23 protein-coding genes, 6 tRNA genes, 1 riboswitch and 1 other annotated feature are annotated in these 24,875 nt (G+C 29.6%); of the genes, 23 read left to right on the forward strand and 6 right to left on the reverse strand.

The features are described 5' to 3' along the window. Window positions 1–20 precede the first annotated feature (20 nt). The 7 genes from FYJ27_RS06845 (at window position 21) to FYJ27_RS06875 (ending at window position 7,941) form a co-directional block, all read left to right on the forward strand. On the forward strand, window positions 21–2,024 hold the full coding sequence (locus tag FYJ27_RS06845) for a DHH family phosphoesterase (RefSeq protein ID WP_154484116.1): 2,004 nt from the start codon (window positions 21–23) through the stop codon (window positions 2,022–2,024). Further along, the gene (rplI, locus tag FYJ27_RS06850; protein ID WP_154484117.1) at window positions 2,021–2,470 is read left to right on the forward strand and encodes a 50S ribosomal protein L9; all 450 of its coding nucleotides are present in this window, start codon (window positions 2,021–2,023) and stop codon (window positions 2,468–2,470) included. The genes FYJ27_RS06845 and rplI overlap by 4 nt, the downstream gene beginning before the upstream one ends. 4 nt (window positions 2,471–2,474) lie before the next feature. Further along, on the forward strand, window positions 2,475–3,821 hold the full coding sequence (gene dnaB / locus FYJ27_RS06855; RefSeq protein ID WP_226808356.1) for a replicative DNA helicase: 1,347 nt from the start codon (window positions 2,475–2,477) through the stop codon (window positions 3,819–3,821). 152 nt (window positions 3,822–3,973) lie between these two features. Next, window positions 3,974–4,591, forward strand: coding sequence for a GNAT family N-acetyltransferase (locus FYJ27_RS06860; protein ID WP_195839100.1), 618 nt, complete (start codon window positions 3,974–3,976; stop codon window positions 4,589–4,591). Beyond that, on the forward strand, window positions 4,572–5,786 hold the full coding sequence (locus tag FYJ27_RS06865) for an HD-GYP domain-containing protein (RefSeq protein WP_154484120.1): 1,215 nt from the start codon (window positions 4,572–4,574) through the stop codon (window positions 5,784–5,786). The genes FYJ27_RS06860 and FYJ27_RS06865 overlap by 20 nt, the downstream gene beginning before the upstream one ends. A 28-nt stretch (window positions 5,787–5,814) precedes the next feature. After that, entirely contained in the window at window positions 5,815–6,951 is a 1,137-nt protein-coding gene (locus FYJ27_RS06870) for a DnaD domain protein (RefSeq protein ID WP_154484121.1), read from the forward strand. 3 nt (window positions 6,952–6,954) lie between these two features. Continuing rightward, window positions 6,955–7,941 (forward strand): ATP-binding protein, encoded by a 987-nt coding sequence (locus FYJ27_RS06875; RefSeq protein ID WP_154484122.1) that lies wholly within the window; start codon window positions 6,955–6,957, stop codon window positions 7,939–7,941. Between the two features lie 35 nt (window positions 7,942–7,976). On the opposite strand, the gene FYJ27_RS06880 is transcribed toward FYJ27_RS06875, so the two are convergent. Both FYJ27_RS06880 and FYJ27_RS06885 read right to left on the reverse strand, forming a co-directional pair. After that, window positions 7,977–8,053 (reverse strand) — tRNA-Asp (locus FYJ27_RS06880). Between the two features lie 91 nt (window positions 8,054–8,144). Further along, window positions 8,145–8,219, reverse strand: a tRNA-Glu gene (locus FYJ27_RS06885). Window positions 8,220–8,350: 131 nt separating this feature from the next. Between FYJ27_RS06885 and FYJ27_RS06890 the strand changes: the two genes are divergently transcribed. The 8 genes from FYJ27_RS06890 to FYJ27_RS06925 all read left to right on the forward strand — a co-directional run bounded on the left by FYJ27_RS06890 (window position 8,351) and on the right by FYJ27_RS06925 (window position 15,131). Beyond that, window positions 8,351–8,872 carry a transcription repressor NadR gene (locus FYJ27_RS06890; RefSeq protein ID WP_154484123.1) on the forward strand — a complete coding sequence of 174 codons (522 nt, stop codon included), beginning with the start codon at window positions 8,351–8,353 and terminating at the stop codon, window positions 8,870–8,872. 68 nt (window positions 8,873–8,940) lie between these two features. Further along, the gene (locus FYJ27_RS06895) at window positions 8,941–9,966 is read left to right on the forward strand and encodes a PTS transporter subunit IIC (protein ID WP_154484124.1); all 1,026 of its coding nucleotides are present in this window, start codon (window positions 8,941–8,943) and stop codon (window positions 9,964–9,966) included. A 75-nt stretch (window positions 9,967–10,041) separates the two neighbouring features. Next, window positions 10,042–10,210, forward strand: a binding site (T-box leader). A 52-nt stretch (window positions 10,211–10,262) separates the two neighbouring features. Next, the gene (gene serS / locus FYJ27_RS06900; protein ID WP_154484125.1) at window positions 10,263–11,537 is read left to right on the forward strand and encodes a serine--tRNA ligase; all 1,275 of its coding nucleotides are present in this window, start codon (window positions 10,263–10,265) and stop codon (window positions 11,535–11,537) included. A 123-nt stretch (window positions 11,538–11,660) separates the two neighbouring features. Beyond that, on the forward strand, window positions 11,661–13,160 hold the full coding sequence (locus FYJ27_RS06905) for a M1 family metallopeptidase (RefSeq protein ID WP_154484126.1): 1,500 nt from the start codon (window positions 11,661–11,663) through the stop codon (window positions 13,158–13,160). A 55-nt stretch (window positions 13,161–13,215) separates the two neighbouring features. Further along, window positions 13,216–14,424, forward strand: coding sequence for a D-alanyl-D-alanine carboxypeptidase family protein (locus tag FYJ27_RS06910; protein ID WP_154484127.1), 1,209 nt, complete (start codon window positions 13,216–13,218; stop codon window positions 14,422–14,424). Window positions 14,425–14,480: 56 nt separating this feature from the next. Then, a tRNA-Arg gene (locus FYJ27_RS06915) sits at window positions 14,481–14,557 on the forward strand. Window positions 14,558–14,588: 31 nt separating this feature from the next. Continuing rightward, on the forward strand, window positions 14,589–15,038 hold the full coding sequence (gene tadA / locus FYJ27_RS06920; RefSeq protein ID WP_154484128.1) for a tRNA adenosine(34) deaminase TadA: 450 nt from the start codon (window positions 14,589–14,591) through the stop codon (window positions 15,036–15,038). Between the two features lie 3 nt (window positions 15,039–15,041). Further along, window positions 15,042–15,131: transfer RNA gene (locus FYJ27_RS06925), tRNA-Ser, on the forward strand. Between the two features lie 30 nt (window positions 15,132–15,161). Here FYJ27_RS06925 and FYJ27_RS06930 read toward each other — a convergent pair. Further along, on the reverse strand, window positions 15,162–16,079 hold the full coding sequence (locus FYJ27_RS06930; RefSeq protein ID WP_154484129.1) for a DUF2935 domain-containing protein: 918 nt from the start codon (window positions 16,077–16,079) through the stop codon (window positions 15,162–15,164). A 192-nt stretch (window positions 16,080–16,271) separates the two neighbouring features. Between FYJ27_RS06930 and FYJ27_RS06935 the strand changes: the two genes are divergently transcribed. Then, window positions 16,272–17,648, forward strand: coding sequence for a sodium-dependent transporter (locus tag FYJ27_RS06935; protein WP_154484130.1), 1,377 nt, complete (start codon window positions 16,272–16,274; stop codon window positions 17,646–17,648). Window positions 17,649–17,675: 27 nt separating this feature from the next. Here the strand turns inward: FYJ27_RS06935 and FYJ27_RS06940 are convergent, their stop codons facing one another. Genes FYJ27_RS06940 through FYJ27_RS06950 form a run of 3 tightly spaced genes read right to left on the reverse strand, consistent with a single transcriptional unit; the run spans window position 17,676 to window position 19,595 of the window. After that, on the reverse strand, window positions 17,676–18,179 hold the full coding sequence (locus FYJ27_RS06940; RefSeq protein ID WP_154484131.1) for a hypothetical protein: 504 nt from the start codon (window positions 18,177–18,179) through the stop codon (window positions 17,676–17,678). Further along, a complete protein-coding gene (locus tag FYJ27_RS06945; protein ID WP_154484132.1) occupies window positions 18,170–18,727 on the reverse strand; it encodes a J domain-containing protein in 558 nt (185 codons plus the stop codon). The genes FYJ27_RS06940 and FYJ27_RS06945 overlap by 10 nt, the downstream gene beginning before the upstream one ends. Then, window positions 18,711–19,595: a DUF5685 family protein gene (locus FYJ27_RS06950; protein ID WP_154484133.1), complete on the reverse strand. Its 885-nt coding sequence runs from the start codon at window positions 19,593–19,595 to the stop codon at window positions 18,711–18,713. The genes FYJ27_RS06945 and FYJ27_RS06950 overlap by 17 nt, the downstream gene beginning before the upstream one ends. A gap of 92 nt (window positions 19,596–19,687) precedes the next feature. After that, window positions 19,688–19,809: riboswitch (cobalamin riboswitch) on the forward strand. 85 nt (window positions 19,810–19,894) lie between these two features. Here FYJ27_RS06950 and cobT point away from each other — a divergent pair. From cobT to FYJ27_RS06985, 7 genes are all read left to right on the forward strand, one after another. Beyond that, on the forward strand, window positions 19,895–20,962 hold the full coding sequence (cobT, locus tag FYJ27_RS06955) for a nicotinate-nucleotide--dimethylbenzimidazole phosphoribosyltransferase (protein ID WP_154484134.1): 1,068 nt from the start codon (window positions 19,895–19,897) through the stop codon (window positions 20,960–20,962). A 4-nt stretch (window positions 20,963–20,966) separates the two neighbouring features. Beyond that, entirely contained in the window at window positions 20,967–21,503 is a 537-nt protein-coding gene (cobU, locus tag FYJ27_RS06960) for a bifunctional adenosylcobinamide kinase/adenosylcobinamide-phosphate guanylyltransferase (protein WP_154484135.1), read from the forward strand. Further along, a complete protein-coding gene (cobS, locus tag FYJ27_RS06965) occupies window positions 21,500–22,237 on the forward strand; it encodes an adenosylcobinamide-GDP ribazoletransferase (protein WP_154484136.1) in 738 nt (245 codons plus the stop codon). Before cobU ends, cobS begins: the two co-directional genes overlap by 4 nt. Next, entirely contained in the window at window positions 22,228–22,797 is a 570-nt protein-coding gene (locus FYJ27_RS06970) for a histidine phosphatase family protein (protein ID WP_154484137.1), read from the forward strand. The genes cobS and FYJ27_RS06970 overlap by 10 nt, the downstream gene beginning before the upstream one ends. A gap of 84 nt (window positions 22,798–22,881) precedes the next feature. Then, window positions 22,882–24,357, forward strand: a complete 1,476-nt coding sequence (gene gltX / locus FYJ27_RS06975) for a glutamate--tRNA ligase (protein WP_154484138.1) — start codon at window positions 22,882–22,884, stop codon at window positions 24,355–24,357. Window positions 24,358–24,481: 124 nt separating this feature from the next. Beyond that, window positions 24,482–24,556: transfer RNA gene (locus FYJ27_RS06980), tRNA-Gln, on the forward strand. Between the two features lie 11 nt (window positions 24,557–24,567). Next, a tRNA-Glu gene (locus FYJ27_RS06985) sits at window positions 24,568–24,642 on the forward strand. The last annotated feature ends 233 nt before the right edge of the window (window positions 24,643–24,875 follow it).

The raw sequence follows: 24,875 nt of genomic DNA on the forward strand, positions 1-24,875 counted from the left end.
TTCCTTTAGGAGGATTTTTTATGGATATTAAAAAATATTTTAAGTTTCTTACACCAGATATAAAGGCATGCTTATTTGTTATAGGCGTATTGGTGTTTATATTAGCTTTATATAAACCTATAATAGCTTTTTTTGGAGTACTGGTTCTTGGATATCTAATATATTATTATTGGAAAGATGTTCATGCTAGAAAAGAAGAATGGACTATGTATGTAGAAGGTCTAGAAGAGAAATTTAATTCTTTAACTGAGCATGCAGTATTTAATATGCCTGTCCCATTAACTATGATAGAAGAAGATGGGACTATAAGCTGGTATAATACAAAATTTTTAACTATGATGGAAGAAGAGGAAATTTTAAATAAAAAGATAGGAGATTTAGTATCTGAAATAAAAATAGAAGACATATTTAAAGAAGATAAAAAACCTATAGATGTGAAAATTGAAAATAAATATTATAAAATATATTATAATATAGTAGACAATAAAAAGAAGGCAAACTCTGATAATCTTGTTGCTATGCTTTATTGGATAGATGATACAGATTTTAAACTGCTTAAAAATAGATATAGAGATGAAAAAATAATAATATGTGTAGCACAGGTAGACAACTATGATGAAGTAAAAAGCAATACAGATGAGGTAAATAGACCTATTGTTCTTGCAGAGATAGATAAAAGCATAAACGCTTTTGCAACAAGTATAAATGGACTTGTGAGAAAATATGAAAATGATAAATATATAATTATATTTGAAAATGAACATTTAAAAAAATTAGAAGCCAAGAGATTTAATATTTTAGATAAAATAAGGGAAATAGATTTAGGAAATAAAATACCCATCACTTTAAGTATGGGTATAGGAATAAATGGGAAAGATCCTAATGAAACCTATGAATATGCAAAAGCAGCAATAGATATTGCATTAGGAAGAGGCGGAGATCAAGCTGTATTAAAAGAAAACGATAGATTAAGTTTTTATGGTGGAAAGACTAAAGCAGTAGAAAAAAGAAATAAGGTTAAATCTAGAGTTATATCCCATGCATTAAGACAGCTTATAGATCAATCAGAGAAGGTGTTTGTAATGGGACATAAAAACGCAGATATGGATTCTTTTGGAGCAAGTATTGGAATACTTAGAGCAGTTGAAAATAGGAATAAAAAAGGTTTTTTAGTGCTTAAAGGTTCTAATCCATCTATTAAAAATATATATGATAGAATGGCCAAAGAACAACCTGAATATTTAAATAAAACTATAACACCAGAAGAAGCAATAGAGATAGCAGACAAATCATCTCTTTTAGTTGTTGTAGACAATCATAAACCTAGCTTTACAGAAGCTCCAGTACTATTAGATATAGTAGAAAAAGTAGTTTTAATAGATCACCATAGAAGAGGGGCTGAATTTATCAAAAATCCTATTCTTGTTTATTTAGAGCCTTATGCTTCTTCAACTTGTGAATTGGTAACGGAGATACTCTACTATATGGAAGATAAAATGGAGTTAACTAATTTTGAAGCAGATGCACTATTAGCAGGAATAAGTGTAGATACTAAAAATTTTACTTTCCAAACTGGGGTAAGAACATTTGAAGCTGCTTCTTTTCTTAAAAGAGCAGGTGCAGATACAACCTCAGTAAAACAACTGTTTAAGGATGATTATGATACCTATATTTTAAAAGCAGAAGTAGTTAAAAATGCATTTATTGTTCATGGAAAAATGGCTATATCTAGATTGGAAGAAAATATTGATGACTCAGTTCTTATAGCAGCTCAAGCTGCTAATGACCTTTTAAATATTAATGGTGTAATGGCTTCCTTTGTACTTACACTAAGTAATGGCAAAGTTCATATTAGTGGTAGGTCTTTAGGCCAAATAAGTGTTCAATTAATATTGGAGAAATTAGGTGGAGGAGGGCATTTAACTAGTGCTGGTACTCAACTTAATGATGTGACTATAGATGAAGCTGAAAAAATGCTTATAGATTCAATTGATGAATATTTAAAGGAAGGTGAGGATAAATGAAAGTAATACTATTAAAAGATGTAAAAGGGTTAGGAAAAAAAGGGGATTTAGTAAATGCAAAAGATGGCTATGCTAGGAACTATCTACTTCCTAAAGAAATAGCAATAGAAGCTACTGAAGGGAATCTTAAGACTTTAAAAGAAAAGAAAAAAATAGAGAAAAAGAAAAGAGAAGAAGAGTATAATAAAGCATTAGAATTGAAAAAGAAACTTGATGAAACTAGTGTAGTAATTAAAGGAAAAGCTGGAGAAGGTGGCAAGCTTTTTGGTTCTATAACATCAAAGGATATATCAGCAGCCCTTAAAAAACAACATAATGTTAATATAGATAAGAGGAAAATAGCATTAGATGATAATATAAAAACTCTTGGGACAACTATTGTAGAAGTAAAAATATATCCTGAAGTTGTAGCTAATCTTGCTGTAAAAGTTACTGAAGAGAAGTAAAGAGGTGGTTAATATAGATGCTCAAGTTTTAGGAAAATTACCTCCCCATAGTCTAGAGGCAGAACAGTCTGTATTAGGAGCTATGATTGTAGATAAGGAAGCTATTAATACAGCTGTTGAAATAATAATGCCAGATGATTTTTATAAAGAAGCAAATAAGGAAATATATGAAACTATACTTGAACTATACAATAAAAATGAACCTGTAGATCTTATAACCCTTTCAGAAGAAATGAAAAGAAGGAATACATTGGATAGTGTAGGGGGAATAGGATATTTAACTAGCCTTTCTGGTGGCGTAGCTACTACAGCAAATGTAGAATACTATTGTAAGATAGTAGAGGAAAAATCTACATTAAGACAACTTATAAAGTCTTGTGATGAGATAGTATCAAAAAGTTACGAAAATAGTGAAGATGTAAATGCTATAATTGAAAAAGCAGAAAAAAACATATTTGATATAACTCAAGGAAGAAATAGGGATGGTTTTTTTCCAATAAAAGATGTTTTGTTGGAGAGTTTTACAAAAATTGAAGAAATGTCTATGAAAGGAGATGGACTAACAGGTCTTACTACAGGATTTATAGATATTGACGAGAAGCTTTCTGGATTGCAAAAATCTGACTTGGTACTTCTTGCAGCTAGGCCAAGTATGGGAAAAACTGCATTAGGACTAAATATTGCTTTAAACAGTGCATTAGAAGGAGACGCTAATGTAGCAGTATTTAGTCTTGAAATGTCTAAAGAGCAATTGGTACAGAGAATGTTAAGTTCTGTATCCCATGTAGATTTGCAAAAAATAATTAGTGGAAAGCTTGATGAAGATGAATGGGTAAAAATAATTGAAGCTATGGGTCCATTATCTGATGCTAGTATATATATTGATGATACAGCGGGAATATCCCTTATGGAAATGAAAGCAAAGTGTAGAAAATTAAAAATAGAAAAAGGTTTAGATTTAGTGGTGATAGATTATTTACAACTTATGCAATCAGATACACCTCATGAAAGCAGACAACAGGAGATATCATCTATTTCAAGGGGATTAAAGGCTTTGGCGAAAGAAATGGATTGTCCAGTATTGGCCCTTTCACAGCTTTCACGTGCACCTGAGTTAAGGTCTGATCATAGGCCTATACTTTCTGACCTTAGGGAATCTGGGGCCATAGAACAAGATGCAGACGTGGTAATGTTTTTATATAGGGATGAATACTATAACGAAGATACGGATAAAAAGAACATAGGAGAAGCAATAATTGCAAAACATAGAAATGGTCCTACAGGGACTGTTGAATTAGTTTGGATGGGTCAATTCACTAAATTTGTAAACTTAGAAAAATACAGAGAGTAGCTTTTTAAACCAGATTATATATAGAGAGATGGAATTTGAGAAATCTTCTTAATATGGCAAGTAATTTTATTAAAATCTATTATAAAACATTAAATAACTGCTTCGAGGATGAATCCTCGAAGCAATTATTTAAGAAAACTAGGATGATAAATATGGATATAATTAAAGGTAATAAAGTTATGCTTACTCCACTAAAATTAGAGGATGCTTTCTTTATGAAAAAATGGGGGAAACATGAAACTCCACTTTTAAGTGATTATAATTTTCCTTATTATGACGATGAAGATATAATTGAGTGGTATAATTCTAAAAAAAGTAGTAGAAGAAGAATATACTTTATTGTTTATAATGAAGAAAAAAGAGCTATAGGGTATCTTGGCATAAAAAGTATAAGAAGAATAAGCAAGAAAGCGACTTTAGGTATAGTATTTGATCCAAATTATGTAGATAAAGGGTATGGAACAGATGCTATAAATGCTTTTTTGGATTATTTTTTTAATACAATGAAAATGAAGACCCTTTTATTAGAAGTAGCGGGTTTTAATAAAAGAGCAATAAGATGTTATGAAAAATGTGGTTTTATGAAGTATGATCAATATCTTGATATATATCATGATCAGAATATAGATAGAAATAATAAGTATTTTAAAAATGAAAAAAATAATTTTGTCATTAAACGGGGTAAGATATATAATTTTATATATAGGATGAAAGTAGACAATAATACATATTATGAGATGAGGGAAGAAATTGACAAAAACAAAACTTAGCATAAAACTTGGACAGCTTATTTCCAGCTTATCTCTGGCATTGGATATATCAGAAAATAGATATTTTGGACATTCTAGAAGAACTGCATATATTGCCTACAGCATTGCAGTTGAAATGGGATTGTCAGAAAAAGAAATTATAGATATTTACTATGGGGCACTTATTCATGATATTGGAATGGCAGGACAAATGGCAGAATATACAGTGAAAGAAATCCATTTTGATAATAAACTAAAAAAAGAGCATTGTGAATTAGGTGGCGATATTGTTTCTAAACTTCCACTAGACAGAGAGGTTATAAAATATATAACTTATCATCATGAAGAGTGGAATGGAGATGGAGTATTTGGACTTAAAAAAGATGAAATACCATTACCAGCTCAAATAATACATATATCCGATTATTTTGAGTTGTTTTTTCTAAGGAAGTTTGAAAAATTAGAAGGAAATCCAGATATAGACACTATAAAAAAATGGTTAGATTCTTCTAGGGATAAAAACTTCAAAGGAGAGTTATGTGATGTATTACTTTCCATCATGGAAAAAGAAAAATTTTGGCTAGATTTAAAATTTAAAAATATTAGACAGGTTTTAGATTTAATTGAACCTGGTAAAAATACTTGTATAGATATGTATGGACTTAAAAAAATATCAGAAGCTTTTTCAATAATAATAGACAGTAAAAGTCCTTTTACTTATAGACATTCTCAAGGCATATCTAATTTAACAAGAAAGTTTGCTATATATTTAGGTTATAGTCCTAGAATGATAGAAAAATTAGAGATAGCTGCTAACCTTCACGATTTAGGAAAGCTTACTGTGCCCAATGATATTCTTGAGAAGCCAGGAAAGCTTACAAAAGATGAGTTTAGAATTATTAAATCTCATCCTTACTATACTAAATTAATACTTAAACAGGTAGAAGGTTTAGAAGATATTGCAGAATGGGCAGGAAATCACCATGAAAAGCTAAATGGAAAAGGATATCCAGAAAAATTAAATTATGAAACTTTGACTAGAGAGGATCAAATAATAGCATTAGCAGATATATACCAAGCTCTTACGGAAGATAGGCCTTATAGAAAGGGTATGGAAGCTAATAGGGCTATTGATATAATGTTGAATATGGCTGATAATCACTATATATCTAAAGAGCTTTTATTAGATTTTAAGCAATTAGTTTTTAGTATGTAAAGAGGTTAAAAAAAGTGGGTGAAGTTTAATGAGTTTTAATTTGGAAACTACAGAGATAGATTTAGGAGATACTCCTATAGAAAATATATTTATTAATGATTTTATGCCTATGGCAGATGGAACTTACGTGAAGGTATATCTTTTAGGCTTTAAATATGCCCATGATAAAGATATAGATATACAGGTAAACAACGAAACTATTGCTAAAAATTTAAATATTCCTCTTTCAGATGTTTTAAGAGCTTGGGATTTTTGGCAAAATAAAGGAATAATAGAGAAAATACCGAAGAAAAATGGAAATGAATATGATTATGAAGTTAAATTTTTAAATCTTAAACAACTTTATATAAAGAATAATTATAAACCAGTCTCTTCAATGTCTAATAATGAAGAAGTTTCCTCTAATAATTCATATAATTGTTCTCAGAAAGATTTAATAGAAGCAAATAAAATAGCAACTATAAATGAAATGTTTAACTCTATTGATTATATAATGAGAAGACAATTAGTTCCTAATGAAAAAAAGAAAATACTAGAGTGGATGTATAATTATAATATGAATCCTGATATAATAGTTAAAGCATTTTTCTATTCAGTAGAAAAAAAAGGCATAAGAAAAGTAAATTATGTAGAAGGAATAATTAGGAACTGGTATGATTCAGGTATAACAAATGTAGAAGCGTTGCAAGAACAATTAAAGATGAAAGATGAAAGGTATTATAGATACGAAAGAATAATGAAATATTTAGGATATGGTAAAGGAATCCCTACAGAAAGTCAGATGAAGGTTATAGATAAATGGTTTGATAACTATGATTTTTCTCTAGAAATGGTACTTAAAGCTTGTGAAAATACTAATAAAATTTCAAACCCAAGTATTAATTATATAGATGGAATACTGTCTTCTTGGCATAGTAAAGGTATAAAGACTTTAGACGACATTGAAAAGAAAGACAAGATACAAGAAAAGAAAGATATAGATAATAAAGGATACGATTATAAGAAAGCACAACCAAAAAGGCAAATTAGAGCTACTGGAAAACAACCAGTAAAAACAAGATTTCATAATTTTGAGCAAAGGACTTCTAACTATACTTCTGATGAATTGGAAGAAATAGTAAGGAAGAAAAGAGAATCATATTATTTTAAGGTTAAAGGGGAATAGCTCATGGATAAAAAAGTTTTAAATGAGATTTTAAGTAAATTTGAAAAAAAAAGAGATAGAGCTATATATGAACAAAAGTTAAGACAGAATGAAGTATATTTTAAAGTACCTGAAATAAAAAAGCTTGATGAAGAAATATCTAAAACAGGATTTTTAATATCTAAGGCTATTTTAAGAAACCCTAAAAGCTATGAAGAAAATGTAGAAAGAATAAAGGAAAGAATGGAAAAACTTAAAATGAGGAAAGCTGTTCTTCTAACAGAAAACAATATACCTTTAGAATATTTAGATGTGAACTATGAATGTAATAGGTGTAAAGATACAGGGTATCTTAAAAGTGGAGAAAAATGCAGTTGTTTTAAACAGGCACTTATAAGAAAAGCTTATGATATGTCAAACATTGAAAATACCCTTAAAAAAGAAAACTTTAAGACCTTTGATATAAATATTTTTCCCAATAAATCCTTTGAAGGTGAAAAACTAACTCCTAGAGAAAATATGATGAATATACTTAGTATTTCTGAAGGATTTGTAAGTAATTTTGATGAGAATAATGGAGAAAATCTTCTCTTTTATGGAAGTACAGGATTGGGAAAAACTTTTATGTGTAATTGTATTGCAAAAGCATTACTAGACAAGAATAAAATAGTTGTTTATCAAACAGCTTTTACTATATTGGAAATAATAGAAAATCATAGATTTAATAAAAACGGGAAAAAGTTCGATCATGAAGATTATAATTATCTATTTGAAGCAGATTTGCTCATAATAGATGATTTAGGAACAGAAGTGTCAAATACTTTTACTAATGCAGAGATATTCAATATTGTAAATACAAGGCTTATAAGTGGGAAAAAGACAATTATTTCAACTAATTTAACTCCTAAGGAAATATCTGAAATATATACAGATAGAATATTTTCAAGGATTCTTGAAAAGTTTATACCATTAAAATTTTATGGACCAGATTTGAGATGGGAAGTTAAATAAAAGGAGCTTAGAAAATTTTCTAAGCTCCTTTTATATGGCGACCTGGAAGGGGCTCGAACCCTCGACCTCCAGCGTGACAGGCTGGCATTCTAACCAACTGAACTACCAGGCCATGTTAGCCTTGCGGCAATTATAAATTACAAATTTTAAATTATGATATAAAAAATAGAAAGCTTAGCTTTCATATTTTTAAAATTTTAATATGGTGACCCTACCGGGATTCGAACCCGGGTTACCGCCGTGAAAGGGCGGTGTCTTAACCGCTTGACCATAGGGCCATATTTTATGCCAAAACCCAACATATTATATATTATCTCAAAACAGAAGGCTTGTCAACACATTTTTAACATTTATATAAAAAATAATATAAAGTATGCTATAATTTAATAAAAAGTAAAGGAGTGATATTATGAATTCAGACGAAAGAAGATTAGAGATTATAAATATATTAAATAAATTAGATGAACCTATAAGTGGTACAGAACTTGCTAAAAAATTAGGGGTAAGTAGACAGGTAATAGTTCAAGATATTGCTATTTTGAGAGCTAGCGGTGAAGAAATTATAGCTACACCTCAAGGATATATTATTTTAAAAGATGTAGATGGAAATAGAATAATTAAAACCATAGTATGTAAACATTCAACTTATGATGAAATTGAAGATGAATTAAAAACTATTGTAGATATGGGAGGAAAAATATTAGATGTGATTGTTGAACATCCTGTTTATGGAGAAATAAAGGGTTCCCTTATGATTAGTTCAAGATTAGATGTAGAAAAATTTATAAAGAATTTAAAAAATACCAATGCTGAGCCACTATCTTCTTTAACAGATGGAATTCATATACATTCTATAGAAATAGAAGATGAAGAGACTTTCAAAAAAATTATAGAAAAATTAGAAGAAAAAAGCTACTTGATAAAAGATTAATAAAGTGATATATTTTGTATATACAGGTGACAAGACAACTGTAATAACAAAATTGAGGAGTGGCTGGAATGGACAAAGAATCTAAAAAATATGGAGTAAAGGATTATTTGATCAAAGTTTTAAATGGTATGGCACTTGGATTATTTTCTTCTTTAATTATAGGACTCATAATTAAACAACTAGGAACCTTTTTTAAAGTAAATACTATAGTTGAGTTTGGACAGATAGCTCAATATATGATGGGACCAGCAATAGGTGCTGGAGTTGCATATAGTATAGGGGCTTCTCCATTAGGAATATTTGCTTCTATTATTACGGGAGCAATAGGAGCAGGTACTATTGATATTAATGGTGGGGAAGTATTGATAAAAGTTGGAGAACCTGTAGGGGCTTTTGTAGCTTCCCTTTTAGGAGCAGAGTTTTCCAAATTAATTCAGGGAAAAACTAAAGTAGATATAGTTATAGTTCCACTTGGAACTATAATTGTAGGAGGACTGGTAGGTAATTATATTTCTCCAGTAGTAAATAGCTTAATGATTTTTATTGGAAATATAATAAATTTAGCTACAGAACTTCAACCTATTCCTATGGGAATATTAGTATCAGTACTAATGGGGATAGCTCTAACTCTTCCAATAAGCAGTGCAGCCTTAGCTATTTCCTTAGGTCTTAGTGGACTTGCAGCAGGAGCTAGTACAGTAGGTTGTGCAGCACAGATGATAGGATTTTCCATCTCTTCTTATAGAGAAAATGGACTTGGTGGATTTATCGCACAAGGAATAGGTACTTCTATGCTTCAAATTCCTAATATAATTAAGAATCCTAAAATTTGGATTCCACCAATAATAGCTTCTGCAATACTAGGACCATTGTCTACCACAGTATTTAAAATGGAAGGAAATATGATAGGAGCTGGCATGGGTACTAGCGGATTAGTAGGACAATTTGCAACAATAGATACTATGGGAACTGAACCAGGAGTGTTTATAAAAATTATTTTACTCCATTTTATTCTTCCAGGTCTAATATCTTTTATAATATCAGAATGGATGAGGAAAAAGGGATATATTAAAAAAGGGGATATGAAAATATAACAGGTCAACAAAAAATCCAGAAAAAGTCACTTGAATTTAGAATTCACATATGATATAATGTTCAACAAAATTATATAGTTTGCAATGATGGGAAATAGTAGATATATTTAGTCTCTAAAGAGAGCCAATGGCAGGTGAAAATTGGTGAGACAAATTATTGAATCCGACCCAGAGCAGATTATTTATATTAAGTGAGCTTTTTAGCTAACTAGGGTGGCAACGCGGGTAAACTCTCGTCCCTAAATGGGATGGAGAGTTTTTTTATTTCCAAAATAAAGGTAGGAGGGATAATTTAAATGTTAGATATTAAAATGATAAGAAAAAACCCAGAGTTGGTAAAAAAAGAAATATCTAAACTTTCCGGTGATCATAATATCGATAAAGTAATTGAGCTAGATGAAAAAAGAAGAAATCTTTTAGTAGAAGTAGAAGAAAAGAAAGCAAAACAAAATCAAGTTTCAAAAGAAATTCCAAAGATGAAAAAAGAAGGTAAAGATATATCTGAATTATTAGAAGAAATGAAAGAATTATCTTCAAATATTAAGGATATAGATGGAGAAGTTAAAGAAATAGACAAAGATTTAAAGAAATTACTTTTAGGTATTCCAAATATTCCTCATGAAAGTGTACCTGAAGGGGAAACAGATGAAGACAATGTAGAAATTAGAAAATGGGGCCAACCAACAGAATTTTCCTTTGAACCAAAAGCCCATTGGGATCTAGGAGTAGAATTAAATATACTTGATTTTGAAAGGGCATCTAAAATAACAGGTACAAGATTTAGTATTTTTAGGAATAAAGGAGCATTGCTTCAAAGAGCATTGATCAACTTTATGTTGGATCTTCACACAGTAGATCAAGACTATATAGAAATGCTAACACCATTTATGGTAAATAGGAGTAGTATGACTGGAACTGGACAATTACCTAAGTTTGAAGAAGATGCTTTTTCTATTCCAAGTAAAGATTACTTTTTAGTACCTACAGCAGAAGTACCAGTTACAAATTTACACAGGGATGAAATATTAAATGAAGACATACTGCCTACTTACTATACGGCTTATACTCCTTGTTTTAGACAGGAAGCAGGGTCAGCAGGAAGGGATACAAGAGGTCTTATAAGGAATCATCAGTTTGATAAGGTAGAGTTAGTTAAGTTTTCAAAACCTGAGGATTCTTATGAAGAACTTGAAAAACTTACAAATGATGCAGAAGAAGTATTGAAAAAATTAGGCCTTCCTTATAGGGTTGTAAATCTTTGTACAGGAGATTTAGGTTTTTCAGCAGCTAAGACTTATGATATAGAAGTATGGATGCCTAGCTACAATAGATATGTAGAGATATCTTCCTGTAGTAATTTCGAAGACTTCCAAGCTAGAAGAGCAAATATTAGATTTAGAAGAAAAGAAAACAAAAAATTAGAATATGTTCATACTTTAAATGGTTCAGGTTTGGCAGTAGGAAGAACTTTTGCAGCTCTAATTGAAAACTATCAACAAGAAGATGGTTCTATACTTATTCCGGAAGTACTAAGACCATATATGAGAGGAATTGAAAAGATAACTAAATAGGGTAATAGAAAATCTTAGTGGTTTATTATAAACTACTAAGATTTTTATTTTTATGAAATAAAATTTAATAAAATACTAAACTCCATAATATACTATAACAATATAGAACTTTGGAGGGAAAATATGTACATAAATAAAAAAAGATCTACTTTTTTAATAACTATATTAGCTTTATCTTTATTACTATCAGGTTGTTTAATATCTACAAAAACCCATCCTACATTGATTACAGATGATTACAATGACTTGCGAATAGATAAGGTAAATAATTATAAAATAGAAGTAGAATTTAATCCAGAAAAAAAGATCTATACAGGCAAACAAGTTATTACTTATATAAATAATACAGGAAATATTTTAGATGAGATATTTATACATCTCTATCCAAATGCATTTAAGTCAGAAGATACCGCTCCTTTTTTATATGATGATTTAAATACAAAGTACAAGGCTGAATTTCAACCAGGATTTATAGATTTAAATAAAGTAAAAGTAGATAAAAAACGAGTAAATTATGATATACAAAGTAGTGGAGATACTATTTTAAAATTAAAATTGAACTCTCCTTTAAAACCAGAAAAAAAAGTAAAAATATATTTAGAGTATGAAGCTAAACTTCCTCCTGCAGAAGAGAGATTTGGATATGGAGAAAATACATTTAATTTTGGTAACTGGTATCCTATAGTATCAGTATATGATGAAGAAGGATGGAACACAGATCCTTATTATAATATTGGAGATCCTTTCTATAGCGATATAAATAATTATGAAGTGAAAATTATAGTACCTAAAGACATGATAGTAGCTTCTAGTGGAAATATATTAGATGAAAAAGTAAAAAAAGATAAGAAAATATATAATATAGAAGGTAAACTTATAAGGGATTTTGCTTGGGTTGCCAGTGAGAATTTTATAGTAGAAGAAAAAGAGGTTGAAGGGGTAAGAATAAAAAATTATTTTTTAGAAAATGATTCGGATATTAAAGGATTTGTAGGAGATGTTTCAGAGAATTCTATTAAACTATTTAACAGATTATTTGGGAAATACCCTTATGGATATTATTCTGTAGTAGCTACAGATTTTAGTGGGGGAATGGAGTATCCAGGATTGGTTTTTATAGGAAAAGAATATTATGATGAATTTGAAAAAGATTTTTTAGAAAAGGTAATAGTTCATGAAACAGCTCATCAATGGTGGTATGGAATAGTAGGAAATGATCAAATAGAGGAAGCTTGGCTAGATGAATCATTAGCAACTTATTCTGAAATTATATATTCTGATGAAATATATGGTGAAAAGATAGGAAAAGAAGAGTATGAAGAAATGAAAGGTTATTATGATTATATAGCAGAATCATATAATTTTGAAAAAACAGTAGTTAAATCCTTGGAAGATTTTAATGATTGGAATGATTATGGTGCTTTAGTGTATTATAGAGGGGCTATGTTTTTAGATGAAATAAAAAAAGACTTTGGAAAAGAAATTCTATATGATATACTAAATAAGTATTATCATAAACATAGGTTTTTCAATGCTAAAACAGAGGATTTTATTAAAATTTGTGAAGAAGTCACAGGTGTTAGTTTTGAGAAGAGAGCTAATAAATGGCTTTATAATAAATAGCTTTATCTGTAGTTAAATAATAAAGATACTATATAAAAAGATATAAGGTGATATTATGAAAAATATATTTAAGAGACAATTATTTCTTGTTCTAATTTTAGTTTTATTCACTAATTCTATAGCTTTTGCTGGAAAAATAGGAATTGAAGATGGGGTTTCTGCTTATCTATTAGGGGATTTTGAAGATGGTAGGATAGTAGAAGAGTACAATATAGATACTCCTCTAGCAATAGCCAGTATTACAAAACTTATGACCTATACTATAGTAATGGATGAAATAAGAAATGGTAATATATCTATGGATGATATTATAACCATAGATAAAGAAGTTGAGGAAGTTAATGGTTCAACTTTTGAGCTTAAGGAAGGGGAAAAATTTTCTGTAGAAACTTTACTTGAGAGTACTTTAATAGTTTCTGCCAATGATTCCTGTGTAGCACTAGCTAAACATATATCAGGAGATGTGCCAAGTTTTGTTAATAAAATGAATCAAAAAGCTGAAGAAATTGGACTAGAACATACAAGGTATCTGAATCCTAATGGACTTCCAGAAAAAAATGGACAAAATACTATGACTGTTAGAGACATATTTAAGCTATCAAGATACATAATAAAAGAATATCCAGAAATACTTGAAATAACTAAAAAAGATAAAATAGACATAGAAGATGGAATAAGGGATGAAGAGTTTGTAAATGAAAATACAAACCCACTATTAAAAGAAATGAATGGAGTAGATGGGTTAAAAACAGGATTTACAGGTGAAGCTGGATACTGTTTAGTTTTTACCACAAAAGTAAAAGGACAAGCTAAATCTGAAGACTTTAGGCTTATTGGCATAGTTATGGGAACTAAAAGTGAAGAAAGTAGAAAAAATATAAGTAAATATTTGTTAGAATATGGAATTTCAAATTATAAAAAAAGGGAAGTGCTTTCTAAAAACATTCCAGTAGATATTATACATATTCCCAATGCAAACAGATTAGAGGTAGAAGTATTTCCCAAAGAAAATATCCGTCTTTTAGAAAAAAATAATGATAATATATTACAAAAAATAGTTATAGACAATGACATCCAACTTCCTCTTAAAAAAGGAGATACTATAGGAAAAACAATTTTATACAGTGAAAATAGTGAAAAGGTGCTAAAAGAAGTGGAATTAATATTAGGTAAAAATGTGAAAGAAGCTAATTTTATTACAAAAACTTTTAGAAATTTAAAAGGCTTTTTTAAATATATTGGAATAAATTTTTTTAAAATATAATTAATCAATTTTGACTTTTAAATAAAAATAGTGTAAAATATATAGGTACCTAGTGTGCATCCGTAGCTCAGTTGGATAGAGCAGCGCCCTCCTAAGGCGTGTGTCGGGGGTTCGACTCCTCTCGGGTGCACCATTTTTTATAGTTAAAAATATGGGTGAAAAATATGGATGAAATGTATATGAAATTAGCTTTTAAAGAGGCTGAAAAAGCTTTTAATATTCTAGAGGTTCCAGTAGGAGCTATTGTTGTTCATAATGGCAAAGTTATAGCTACAGGCTATAATATGAGAGAAACAACAAAAGATCCTACAGCTCATGCAGAAATAATTGCAATAAAGAAAGCAAGTGAATACTTAGGTGGATGGAGGCTTTTAGATTGTACTATGTATGTAACTTTAGAGCCTTGTCCTATGTGTGCAGGAGCTATTTTAAATTCTAGAATAGACAGATTAGTTATTGGAACTAAAGACTATAAAATGGGTTGTTGTGGTACTGTAGTGGATCTACTCCATAATAATAATTTTAATCATAGTGTAGATACAAAATTTGGAGTATTAGATACGGAATGCAGAGAAATTTTAAAAACTTTTTTTAAAAAGTTAAGACAAAAATAGTTTGGAGAGATGACCGAGAGGTTGAAGGTGGTGGTCTCGAAAACCATTGTACAGTTTACTGTACCGAGGGTTCGAATCCCTCTCTCTCCGCCAAAATATATTATTTAAAAAGCTCAAACTAATTTAGTTTGAGCTTTTTAATATTGTTAGATAATAATTAGCTTCTCTAAGCACATGATCAGCTAAAAGAGGTATGATTATAGAGCGAATATTGCAATTTAATATGCCTTCTGTAGCTTCAGTTTTGAATTCTTTTATTTGTTCAGTAGCTTCTATACTTTCTTTAGTAACTTCTTCTGGAGAATAATTGCCTTCCAGAGCTTCTTTAGCTTTTTCAATAAGCTCTTCAAACAATCCAGCAAATTCATTAGCTATATTTATTAAATTTCCTTCAGTAGGATCGAGAAATCCTCTTATGAACATTGAATGTTCTTCCATTATTTCATTCCAGAAAACTTCTTTATTTAGTATATTGTCATTTAATACACTTTCATCTAAATTTTGTAACTTCATAAGTATATTTAGATATACCTTTGCTTCTTCAAAAGTATGCTCTAAAAGAAGTGGATAAAGTGTTATAAAAATATTACAATTTAAAGTATCTTTTAATAATTTTTGTTTCATATCAATTAATTTTTCAACTAGCTTTATAGCTTCTATATTTAGATTATAGATTTTTTTATAAAGATCTGGTGAATAACCAGCATTGCACATAGGTTCTAAATTCATTTCTACTTCTGTAATTTTTGTATCTATACATATTCCAGTATAAAATTCTGTAAGCATTTCAGCATTCATTGTATATGGAGTTACTAATTGGTTTGAAGAAATAACCTTTTCACTTACTCTTCTATTACTTAAGTAGGAAATTTCTAATAAAAAGCTTTCAAAATCCTTCTTAAGATCATCAACATCTAATATTAATTTACTATTTTTTATTGGTAGTGAAGCTTCAATAAATATAAGATGTTCTTTCATTATTCTTGCAAAAAACAAATTATATTCTAAAGAAAGTTTAGTATATTCTTCCTTAGACAGCAAAAAAATCCCTCCTTCTAATACATACTAATACATTATATTTATAAAAAGAAAAAAAGGTGACTAAAAAATATTTCGTTATTTCGTTAATATTTAGACAATTCAGAAAATTTCTTGACTTTTATTAAATTTCATACTATGCTCTTATAAAGAGAATATTAAAAAAATGTAACTTTTATCAAGGGAGGTAGGAAAATGAATCAAAACTCAAACAAGGTTAAAACAGAAGGGGATGAAAGAGAGAGTTTTAAAACCAGTTTTGGTCTTTTAGCTGCGGCTATAGGCTCAGCAGTAGGGTTAGGTAATATTTGGAGGTTTCCTTATATTACAGGAATGAATGGTGGAGGAGCATTTATTTTAGTTTATTTAATTTGTGTCGTACTAATAGGTATTCCAGTTATGTTAGCTGAGTTTACAGTAGGTAGGGAAGGAAAAAAAGATGCAATTGGTTCTTTTAAAGAACTTTCTCCTAATGGAAAATGGTATATTAGTGGAGTATTAGGGGTTTTAGCTGCATTTATGATACTTTCTTTCTATGGAGTTATAGCAGGATGGTCCTTAGAATATATAGTTAAATCTTTTGGAAATCAATTTGCAGGTAGTAGTGCATCTGAAATTGAGACAATGTTTACAGATTTTATAACCAATCCAATAAGACCTATAATTTGGCAGATAATATTTATGTTGATAACAGGAGCTGTAGTTGCAACAGGAATAGAAAAAGGGATAGAAAGATTTTCAAAGATATTAGTACCATTGTTATTAGTAATAATTATTATATTGGATATTAGAGCTATTACTTTACCAGGAGGAAAAGAAGGATTAGATTTTCTTTTCAAACCAGATTTTTCTAAAATTACTGGAAGTAGTATATTAGATGCATTGGGGCATTCTTTCTTTTCATTGAGTTTAGGTATGGGAATAATGATCACTTATGGTTCTTATATAGGAAAAGGAGAAAAACTAGGAAAAACAGCTTTAAATATAGCTATAGCTGATACTATAATAGCATTATTAGTAGGAATAGCTATATTTCCAGCAGTATTCGCTTTTGGTATTGCTCCCAATAGTGGACCAGGATTAGTATTTATAACACTTCCAAACGTTTTTGCTAAGATGCCAGGAGGCTATATATTTTCTATAATGTTCTTTGTATTATTAGCATTGGCAGCTCTTACAAGTACTATATCTTTACTAGAAGTAGTAGTTGCTTATGTAATAGAAAGTTTTAAAATGAAGAGGCGAAGTGCTACAATTATATCTATCACTCTAATAACTATATTAGGAATCTTTGCTTCTCTTTCCAATGGACCATTGTCTGGAGAAGTGTTCTTTGGTCGAAATTTATTTGACTTTTTAGATTATTTAACAGCTAATTATTTCTTAACCATTGCAGCTTTAATAACTTGTATATTTGTAGGATGGAAGTTTAATAAGAATAACTTAGAGAATCAATTGACCAATAATGGGACTGTTAGAGTGGGCTATATAAATGCTTTTTACTTTTTAGTAAGATTTGTTTCGCCTATTCTTATAGCTATAGTATTTTTAGCAGGAATTGGAATAATATAATGTATGATAAAAAATATAGGATATAGTCTATATCCTATATTTTTTTAATTTATGTATATATAAGGTTAGGAAATAATCGAATAATAAAAAAACAGGCTGAATGAATATTATTAGCTTTTTAATAGATATATTTCCATTTATAGGATTTGCAATAAATAATCCATATAATTTATAAAGTACAAAAGCTGCAATATTAAAATATATAAGTTTTAAAATAATCTCTATAAATAAATTATCAATTTTCTCTATAAAATTCTTTATTATGCCATAGGGACCAAAAAATAAGATATAAGATAGAACATTTCCTCTCATCCCTAGTAGTAATAATGATAAAACAGAAGAAGCAATATATATATATAAACTATTTTTAACATTAGTAAGTATTAGTCCAATAGGAATAATCAATGTAGAAAAAAAGAGGAATAACAATTTATTATAAGGTACAATAGTACTTAAATAAATAAATATTACAGATAGTGCTGTAAGAAGTCCCCCATAAGCTACAGCTTTACTTTTATTATTTAAATACATGATATGAAATCTCCTCCCATACATTCACAAAGACAATCTAAACAATAGAGGGTTGCACAAATATTACATATATTATGATCGCTTTCTTTCCTATATGGTTCTCTATAATGATCGTTTTGTCTAAATAAAGAATTGAAGGCTCTATTATATTCCCTATTTCCAGGCTCCATATTGCAAGCTGTTTCTAAATTGCTATAAGCTGCATCATACCATCCTCTACTTTTATTTACCATTCCCATTAAAAAGTACCATTCTGCTGTTTTTCTGTTTATCATATTTAATTTTCTTTCAGCTTCACCTAAATTTCCATTTTGAATATCTATCCTTATAGAATGCAAGAGATCTTTGTCTGAATAACTATTTTTATTATTCATAAGGAAATTATAGGCCTCGTTTATTTCTTTTAGCTTTTCTTCTGCTAATTCTTTTAAAGGATTGTCTATATACTTATCAGGATGATATTTTTTAACAAGCTCTTTATAAGCTTTTTTTATTTCTGCTTCTGAGGCATTTTTATTTATGCCTAATACTTCATAAGGATTTTTCATTTGTTTTCCTCCTCTTAGTTTCAAATACTTTGTCCATTTTTTCTAAAAGACCAAAATTAAAAATATTAAATAGTATATCTTTATTTTTTACTATAGGTAATGACTCCAAAGCTATACTACATTCCCTAGCATAGGAAGTTAGGATGAAGTTTAATCTATTTTCTATACTTACTACAAAATCATCATAGGGCATATTGTCCTTGTTTAGAATTAAATCGATTCCATTGAATTCATTACGTTTTAAATCCTTTTCTAAATCATCGAAGGCATCTATTATATAGATCCACTTTCCTAAATTATATCCTAAATGGTATAAAGCATCTTCATATTCTTTATTATTTAGGTAGGCCATTATAGTATAAGCAGTTAGTTCTCCAAAAGGGTGGCTTAACTCATCTAAACTATTTATATTTTTATTTTTTTCAAGATAATAAAGTTTATCTAATTTTTCTACTATATTTTCTTCAGTATTTTGAAAATTATTAGGTATCTTATTTAAATAAGGTTTAAGTATAGATGAGAAAATTTTACTTTTCAAAGTATTATCATCTGTTACATCATCTAAAACCTTGTGATAAGCTAAAATAATATTTAAAGTAGAAGCATATTTTAAAGGTTCGTTATCTATTAAAAATACTCTTTTCTTTACAGGATGAAGTATACAGTTTTTTTTAATATATTTTTCTTTATCTTTACTAAAAGCGTCTAAAAAGATAGCTAAAAAGGTTGTATCATAATTCAATGTAATTCTAGGAAGATTGCCAAAATCATATTTTATATTTCGACAAAGTCCACAATAATAAGCTTTTATCTTTTCATAATCCTTTATTTTTAATTCCATTTTACAGGGAGTAATATATCCAAACATAAGATTCTCCTCAAATTAATTTTTGTTTATAGTATATTATATCAAAAATTTTCTCCAAATTAGATGTAAACAAATTATTTGACTGAAAAAAAAATAAGATATATAATTAATTTATAAAAAATAAGGGAAAGTGGTGAAAATCCACTGCAGCCCCCGCTACTGTAAACGGTAACAAACCGTAAGCCAGATTACCTTAACAAATGGTAAAACTTCGGAGGGAAGTTTTATACATTTTATTCAATTCTACCTCCATAGGTAGTTTTTTTATTTTTAAATACAAAAAAAGGAAGGGATTTTCCATGAAGCTGTTGAAAGAAACGCTAGAGGCTATAAAGCCAGTAGATGAAGAGGCAAAAAAGAAAGCCAAAGAAAGAATGGACAATTTAACAAAACCTATAGGAAGTTTAGGCATTTTAGAAGAGATAGCTATAAAAATGGCAGGAATAACAGGAAAAGTACATAATAAAATGGAAAAAAGAAGTACAGTAGTTATGTGTGCTGACAACGGGGTAGTAGAAGAAGGTGTAAGTGCTTGTCCTCAATGGTTTACAAAAATACTTACTGAAAATCTTACAAAAGGTTATACAGGAGTATCTGTTCTTTCAGAGTTTACAAACTCAGATGTAACTACTGTAGATATTGGTGTAAATACAGATATAGATAATCCTAAAGTTCTTAATAAGAAGGTAGCCTATGGAACTAAAAATATGGCAAAGGGACCAAGTATGACCCGTGAAGAGGCTATAAAAGCTATAGAAGTAGGAATAGAAGTAGCAGATAAACTTTATAGTGAAGGATATGATATATTAGGAACAGGAGAAATGGGCATAGGAAATACTACTACTAGTGCAGCAGTGTTAAGTGTGTTTTCAGGACTAAGTCCAGATATAAGTTGCGGTAAAGGGTCTGGTCTTACAGATGAACAATATGAAGAAAAGAAAAATACTGTTAAAAAAGCTATAGAAATAAATAAACCTGATAAAAATGATCCTTTAGATGTTATATCAAAGGTAGGTGGCTTTGATATAGCTGGAATGTGCGGATGTTTCCTTTCAGCAGCAAAAAATAGAAAACCAATAGTTATAGATGGATTTATTTCTTCAGCAGCAGCATTATGTGCAGTTATGTTTAATCCACTAGTAAAAGACTATTTGTTCCCATCCCATCTTTCAAAAGAGCCAGGGGCTATGTATATGATGGAAGAAATAGGCCTTAAACCAATGCTAAATCTTGAAATGAGACTTGGGGAAGGCTCAGGTTGCCCATTAGCATTTCAAGTTATAGATTCAGCTCTTTATATTATGGACAATTTAGCTACTTTTGAACAATCAACTCTTGATAGAGATAAATTAATAGACATTAGGTGATAAAATGATTATACTTGTGACAGGTGGAGCAAGGAGCGGAAAAAGCTCCTTTGCTGAAAAACAATATGAAAATAAAAGAGATGTAGTATATATAGCTACATCTAAAGTAATGGATAAAGAAATGGAAGATAGGGTTTTGATGCATCAAAAGTCTAGGCCTAGTTGTTGGAGAACTTTTGAAGGTAATTATAATTTAGATAAAGCGGTAGGAAGAGAAGAAAATTATCTACTGGATTGTATAACAGTCCTTACTTCAAATATAATGTATGATTTAACCAAAGATGAAGAGAGAATATCAATAGAGCTTCAAAAAAAGGTAGAAGATACAGTTGTGGACGAATTAAATAAACTTATATCTGAAGTAAAAGAAAAAAATTACAATCTTGTATTGGTTACTAATGAGATAGGTTCTTCATTGGTACCAGAAAGCCATATAGGAAGGGTTTTTAGGGATATTCAAGGAAGAGTAAATCAAAGGATAGCTTCTGTATCTGATGAAGTCTATTTGGTATGTTGTGGCATGCCAGTGAAAATAAAATGATTAAGGGACTGATACTGGCTATCCAATTTCTATCTAGAATACCTATAAATATAGCTGTAGATTTTAATGAAGAAAACTTAAGAAAGAGCACTTTCTTCTATCCTATTACAGGGATGATTATAGGAGGAATTGCAGGACTTTTCTACTATGTTTTTTCCTATATAAATAAAGATATAGCTTCATTTATAGCTGTACTAAGTATCATAATAACAACAGGGGGACTCCATTTAGATGGAATAGGGGATACATTTGATGGATTTTATTCTGCTAGAGATAGGGAGAGAATACTTGAGATAATGAAGGATAGTAGAGCAGGAACCTATGGTGTAGTAGCCATAATACTCGATATACTATTTAAATATATTCTCATATCAAATATAGAGGGAAATATTCCGCTATACTTAGCATTTTCTTGTGCCAATGCTAGATTTATGGCAGTATTACTTATGTCCTTTGCTAAAATTGCTAGGCCAGGGGGTTTAGGAGATATGCTAGCCAGTAGCAATCCAAGAAAATATGCTATAGCAGGAGGAATACTTTATGGTATAATTGTTTTTCTTGTAAACCCAATGTTTTTAATACCATTGGGAGTATCTATGGTATGGGCATTTTTAGTGACTTTAAAGACATATAAGACCATTGGAGGGTTTACAGGGGATGTTTACGGTGCAACTATTGAAACAACGGAGATAGTATCTCTTATAGCCTTTGCAGGGGCGTTAAAATGGATATAATATTTGTTAGACATGGTGAAACACGAGAGAACAAGAAAGGTGTTTATGGAAGTTTAGATACATCATTATCTCAAGTAGGTAAAAAACAAATACTTGAAACAAAAAAGCAAATAGAAAAACTTTCCTTTGAAAATATCTATATAAGTCCTCTTAAGAGAACTGTAGAAACAGCAGAAATATTAGGAGTAGAAGGAAATTTTGATGAAAGAATTAAAGAAATAAACTTTGGCTTATTTCAAGGTAAAACCTATGAAGAGATTAAAAAATTATATCCAGAAGAAACAGCTTATTGGACAAAAGATTATATAAACTATAAAATGCCTGAAGGTGAAAGCTTACTAGACCTATATAATAGGACAGTAGATTTTTTAAACGATAGGATTGAAGAAGACAAAGATGCATTGGTAGTTACCCATGAAGGCGTTATAATATGTGCACTATGCTGGATATTTGATAATGTTGAACATTTCTATAGATTTAAAGTTAAAAATGGAGGCATAACTGTTATTGCAGTAGAAAATAATTACAAATATATAAAAGGAATTAATAATATGTTTTAAGCACAGATTATTCTGTGCTTTTTTTAAAACTATATATAATATTAGTGATATAATAGTTATAGCTATTTGAAAGGAGATGTATCTATGGAGGAAGTAAGGGTTAGATTTGCTCCTAGTCCTACTGGATATTTGCATGTAGGAGGGGCTAGAACAGCATTATTTAATTATTATTTTGCAAAGAAAAACAATGGGAAGTTTATCTTAAGAATAGAAGATACAGACCAAAAAAGACTTAAAGAGGATTCTATATCCCAAATATTATCTAGTATGAAGTGGCTAGGAATGGATTGGGATGAAGGCCCAGAAATAGGTGGAGAATACGGACCCTATTTTCAATCGGAAAGAATAGAGTTGTATAGAAGAGAAATAAAAAGGCTTTTAGATGAAGGAAAAGCTTATTATTGTTTTTGTACTGAAGAAGATATAGAAAAAGAAAGAGAAGAACAAAGGAAGAATAAACTTCCATATAGATATTCAGGCAGATGTAGTCATTTATCAAAGGAAGAAATAGAAAGCAACCTAAAAGCTGGGAAATCCTATGTAATAAGGATTAAAATGCCTAGGGATGGAAGTACTGAAATGGAAGATTTAATTAGAGGGAAAGTAGTAGTTGATAATGGTCAATTAGATGACTATATAATCATGAAATCTAATGGTATACCTACTTACAATTTTGCCTGTGTAATAGATGATCATGCTATGAGAATAAGCCATGTAATAAGGGCAGAAGAACACTTATCTAATACTCCAAAACAAATTTTAACTTATAAAGCCTTAGACTACGAAGTACCAAAGTTTGCTCATTTACCTATGATACTAGCTCCAGATAGGAGTAAATTAAGTAAAAGACATGGTGCTACATCTGTTGAAGAGTTTAGAGAAGATGGGTATCTTCCAGAAACATTGGTAAACTATCTGACTTTATTAGGATGGTCTCCAGGAGGTAATGAAGAGTTATTTTCTATAGAAGAAACGATTGAAAAGTTTTCATTAGCCAAAGTAAATAAAACAGCAGCTATATATGATATAAAGAAACTAAGTTGGATGAATGGACAATATTTAACAAAATCTGATTTAGAATATATAACTAAAGAAGCTATTCCCTATCTTATTGAAGATGGGCTAATTGAGAGTAATGATGTTGAAGAAAGGTATGATTATATAAAAAGGGTAGTAAATGTTGTAAGGGAGAAAGTAAAATTGCTTACTGAAATTCCAGAGGCTAGCAGTTACTTTTTTAAAGACATAGACCAATATGAAGAAAAAGGCGTAAAAAAGAGATTTAAAAAAGAAGGAGTAACTGAAATACTTGAAAAAGGTAAAGAAGCTTTAAGAAATGCTCCGAGTTTCGATGTAGAAACTGTAGAAAAGGTTTATAGGGATTTAATAGATGAGTTAGGAATTAAAGGTGGAGATATTATCCATCCTACAAGGCTTGCCATCTCTGGAAGAACAGTAGGGCCAAGTCTATTTGACATCATATCTATTTTAGGAAAAGAGACTTGTGTTGAAAGAATGGATAAGGCTATAAGCTATATAAATAAAAACATTTTAGAATAAAACTATCACATGCTTTTATTTGTAGATCATAAAAAAGAAATAAAATTATGTGATAAAAAAAATCAAAAAACTAGGTTGCTATATTAAAAAAATAGGAGTATACTATTAATGTAATAATTTTTGATCCGGGATTGTGTAATTGGTAGCACCTGTGACTCTGGATCACATAGTCTAGGTTCGAGTCCTAGTCCCGGAGCCAAAAACAAATAGGGCCCCATGGTCAAGCGGTTAAGACGCTGCCCTCTCACGGCAGAATCAGGAGTTCGATTCTCCTTGGGGCTACCAAAAATAAAAGAAGAAATGTATTCTTGTGATACATTTCTTCTTTTATTTTTTATGGTTTTTATCTATAGAAAACTTATTAAGAATTAAAATCACCACCAGTTTTCAGACAATTCGGAAGATTTTTTGACTTTTAGACAAAAAACGATTATATTATTTATTGATATCATATTAGTATTTTAAGATTTGATAGTTAATAAGACTTATACTAGTTGATAGAGCTAAGGAGTGGTTTT

This window comes from Anaerosalibacter bizertensis (assembly GCF_009696605.1).
GTDB classification, from domain to species: Bacteria; Bacillota; Clostridia; order Tissierellales; family Sporanaerobacteraceae; genus Anaerosalibacter; species Anaerosalibacter bizertensis.

Bases quoted from the DNA above. Each gene is read 5' to 3' on its own strand.
- FYJ27_RS06895 (WP_154484124.1), top strand. From the start codon at position 8,941: ATGGACAAAGAATCTAAAAAATATGGAGTAAAGGATTATTTGATCAAA.
- FYJ27_RS06870 (WP_154484121.1), top strand. From the start codon at position 5,815: ATGAGTTTTAATTTGGAAACTACAGAGATAGATTTAGGAGATACTCCT.
- cobU (WP_154484135.1), top strand. From the start codon at position 20,967: ATGATTATACTTGTGACAGGTGGAGCAAGGAGCGGAAAAAGCTCCTTT.
- serS (WP_154484125.1), top strand. From the start codon at position 10,263: ATGTTAGATATTAAAATGATAAGAAAAAACCCAGAGTTGGTAAAAAAA.
- gltX (WP_154484138.1), top strand. From the start codon at position 22,882: ATGGAGGAAGTAAGGGTTAGATTTGCTCCTAGTCCTACTGGATATTTG.
- FYJ27_RS06945 (WP_154484132.1), bottom strand. From the start codon at position 18,727: ATGAAAAATCCTTATGAAGTATTAGGCATAAATAAAAATGCCTCAGAA.
- FYJ27_RS06905 (WP_154484126.1), top strand. From the start codon at position 11,661: ATGTACATAAATAAAAAAAGATCTACTTTTTTAATAACTATATTAGCT.
- FYJ27_RS06940 (WP_154484131.1), bottom strand. From the start codon at position 18,179: ATGTATTTAAATAATAAAAGTAAAGCTGTAGCTTATGGGGGACTTCTT.
- cobS (WP_154484136.1), top strand. From the start codon at position 21,500: ATGATTAAGGGACTGATACTGGCTATCCAATTTCTATCTAGAATACCT.
- FYJ27_RS06970 (WP_154484137.1), top strand. From the start codon at position 22,228: ATGGATATAATATTTGTTAGACATGGTGAAACACGAGAGAACAAGAAA.
- tadA (WP_154484128.1), top strand. From the start codon at position 14,589: ATGGATGAAATGTATATGAAATTAGCTTTTAAAGAGGCTGAAAAAGCT.
- FYJ27_RS06860 (WP_195839100.1), top strand. From the start codon at position 3,974: ATGGATATAATTAAAGGTAATAAAGTTATGCTTACTCCACTAAAATTA.
- cobT (WP_154484134.1), top strand. From the start codon at position 19,895: ATGAAGCTGTTGAAAGAAACGCTAGAGGCTATAAAGCCAGTAGATGAA.
- FYJ27_RS06950 (WP_154484133.1), bottom strand. From the start codon at position 19,595: ATGTTTGGATATATTACTCCCTGTAAAATGGAATTAAAAATAAAGGAT.
- FYJ27_RS06890 (WP_154484123.1), top strand. From the start codon at position 8,351: ATGAATTCAGACGAAAGAAGATTAGAGATTATAAATATATTAAATAAA.
- FYJ27_RS06935 (WP_154484130.1), top strand. From the start codon at position 16,272: ATGAATCAAAACTCAAACAAGGTTAAAACAGAAGGGGATGAAAGAGAG.
- rplI (WP_154484117.1), top strand. From the start codon at position 2,021: ATGAAAGTAATACTATTAAAAGATGTAAAAGGGTTAGGAAAAAAAGGG.
- FYJ27_RS06910 (WP_154484127.1), top strand. From the start codon at position 13,216: ATGAAAAATATATTTAAGAGACAATTATTTCTTGTTCTAATTTTAGTT.
- FYJ27_RS06875 (WP_154484122.1), top strand. From the start codon at position 6,955: ATGGATAAAAAAGTTTTAAATGAGATTTTAAGTAAATTTGAAAAAAAA.
- FYJ27_RS06845 (WP_154484116.1), top strand. From the start codon at position 21: ATGGATATTAAAAAATATTTTAAGTTTCTTACACCAGATATAAAGGCA.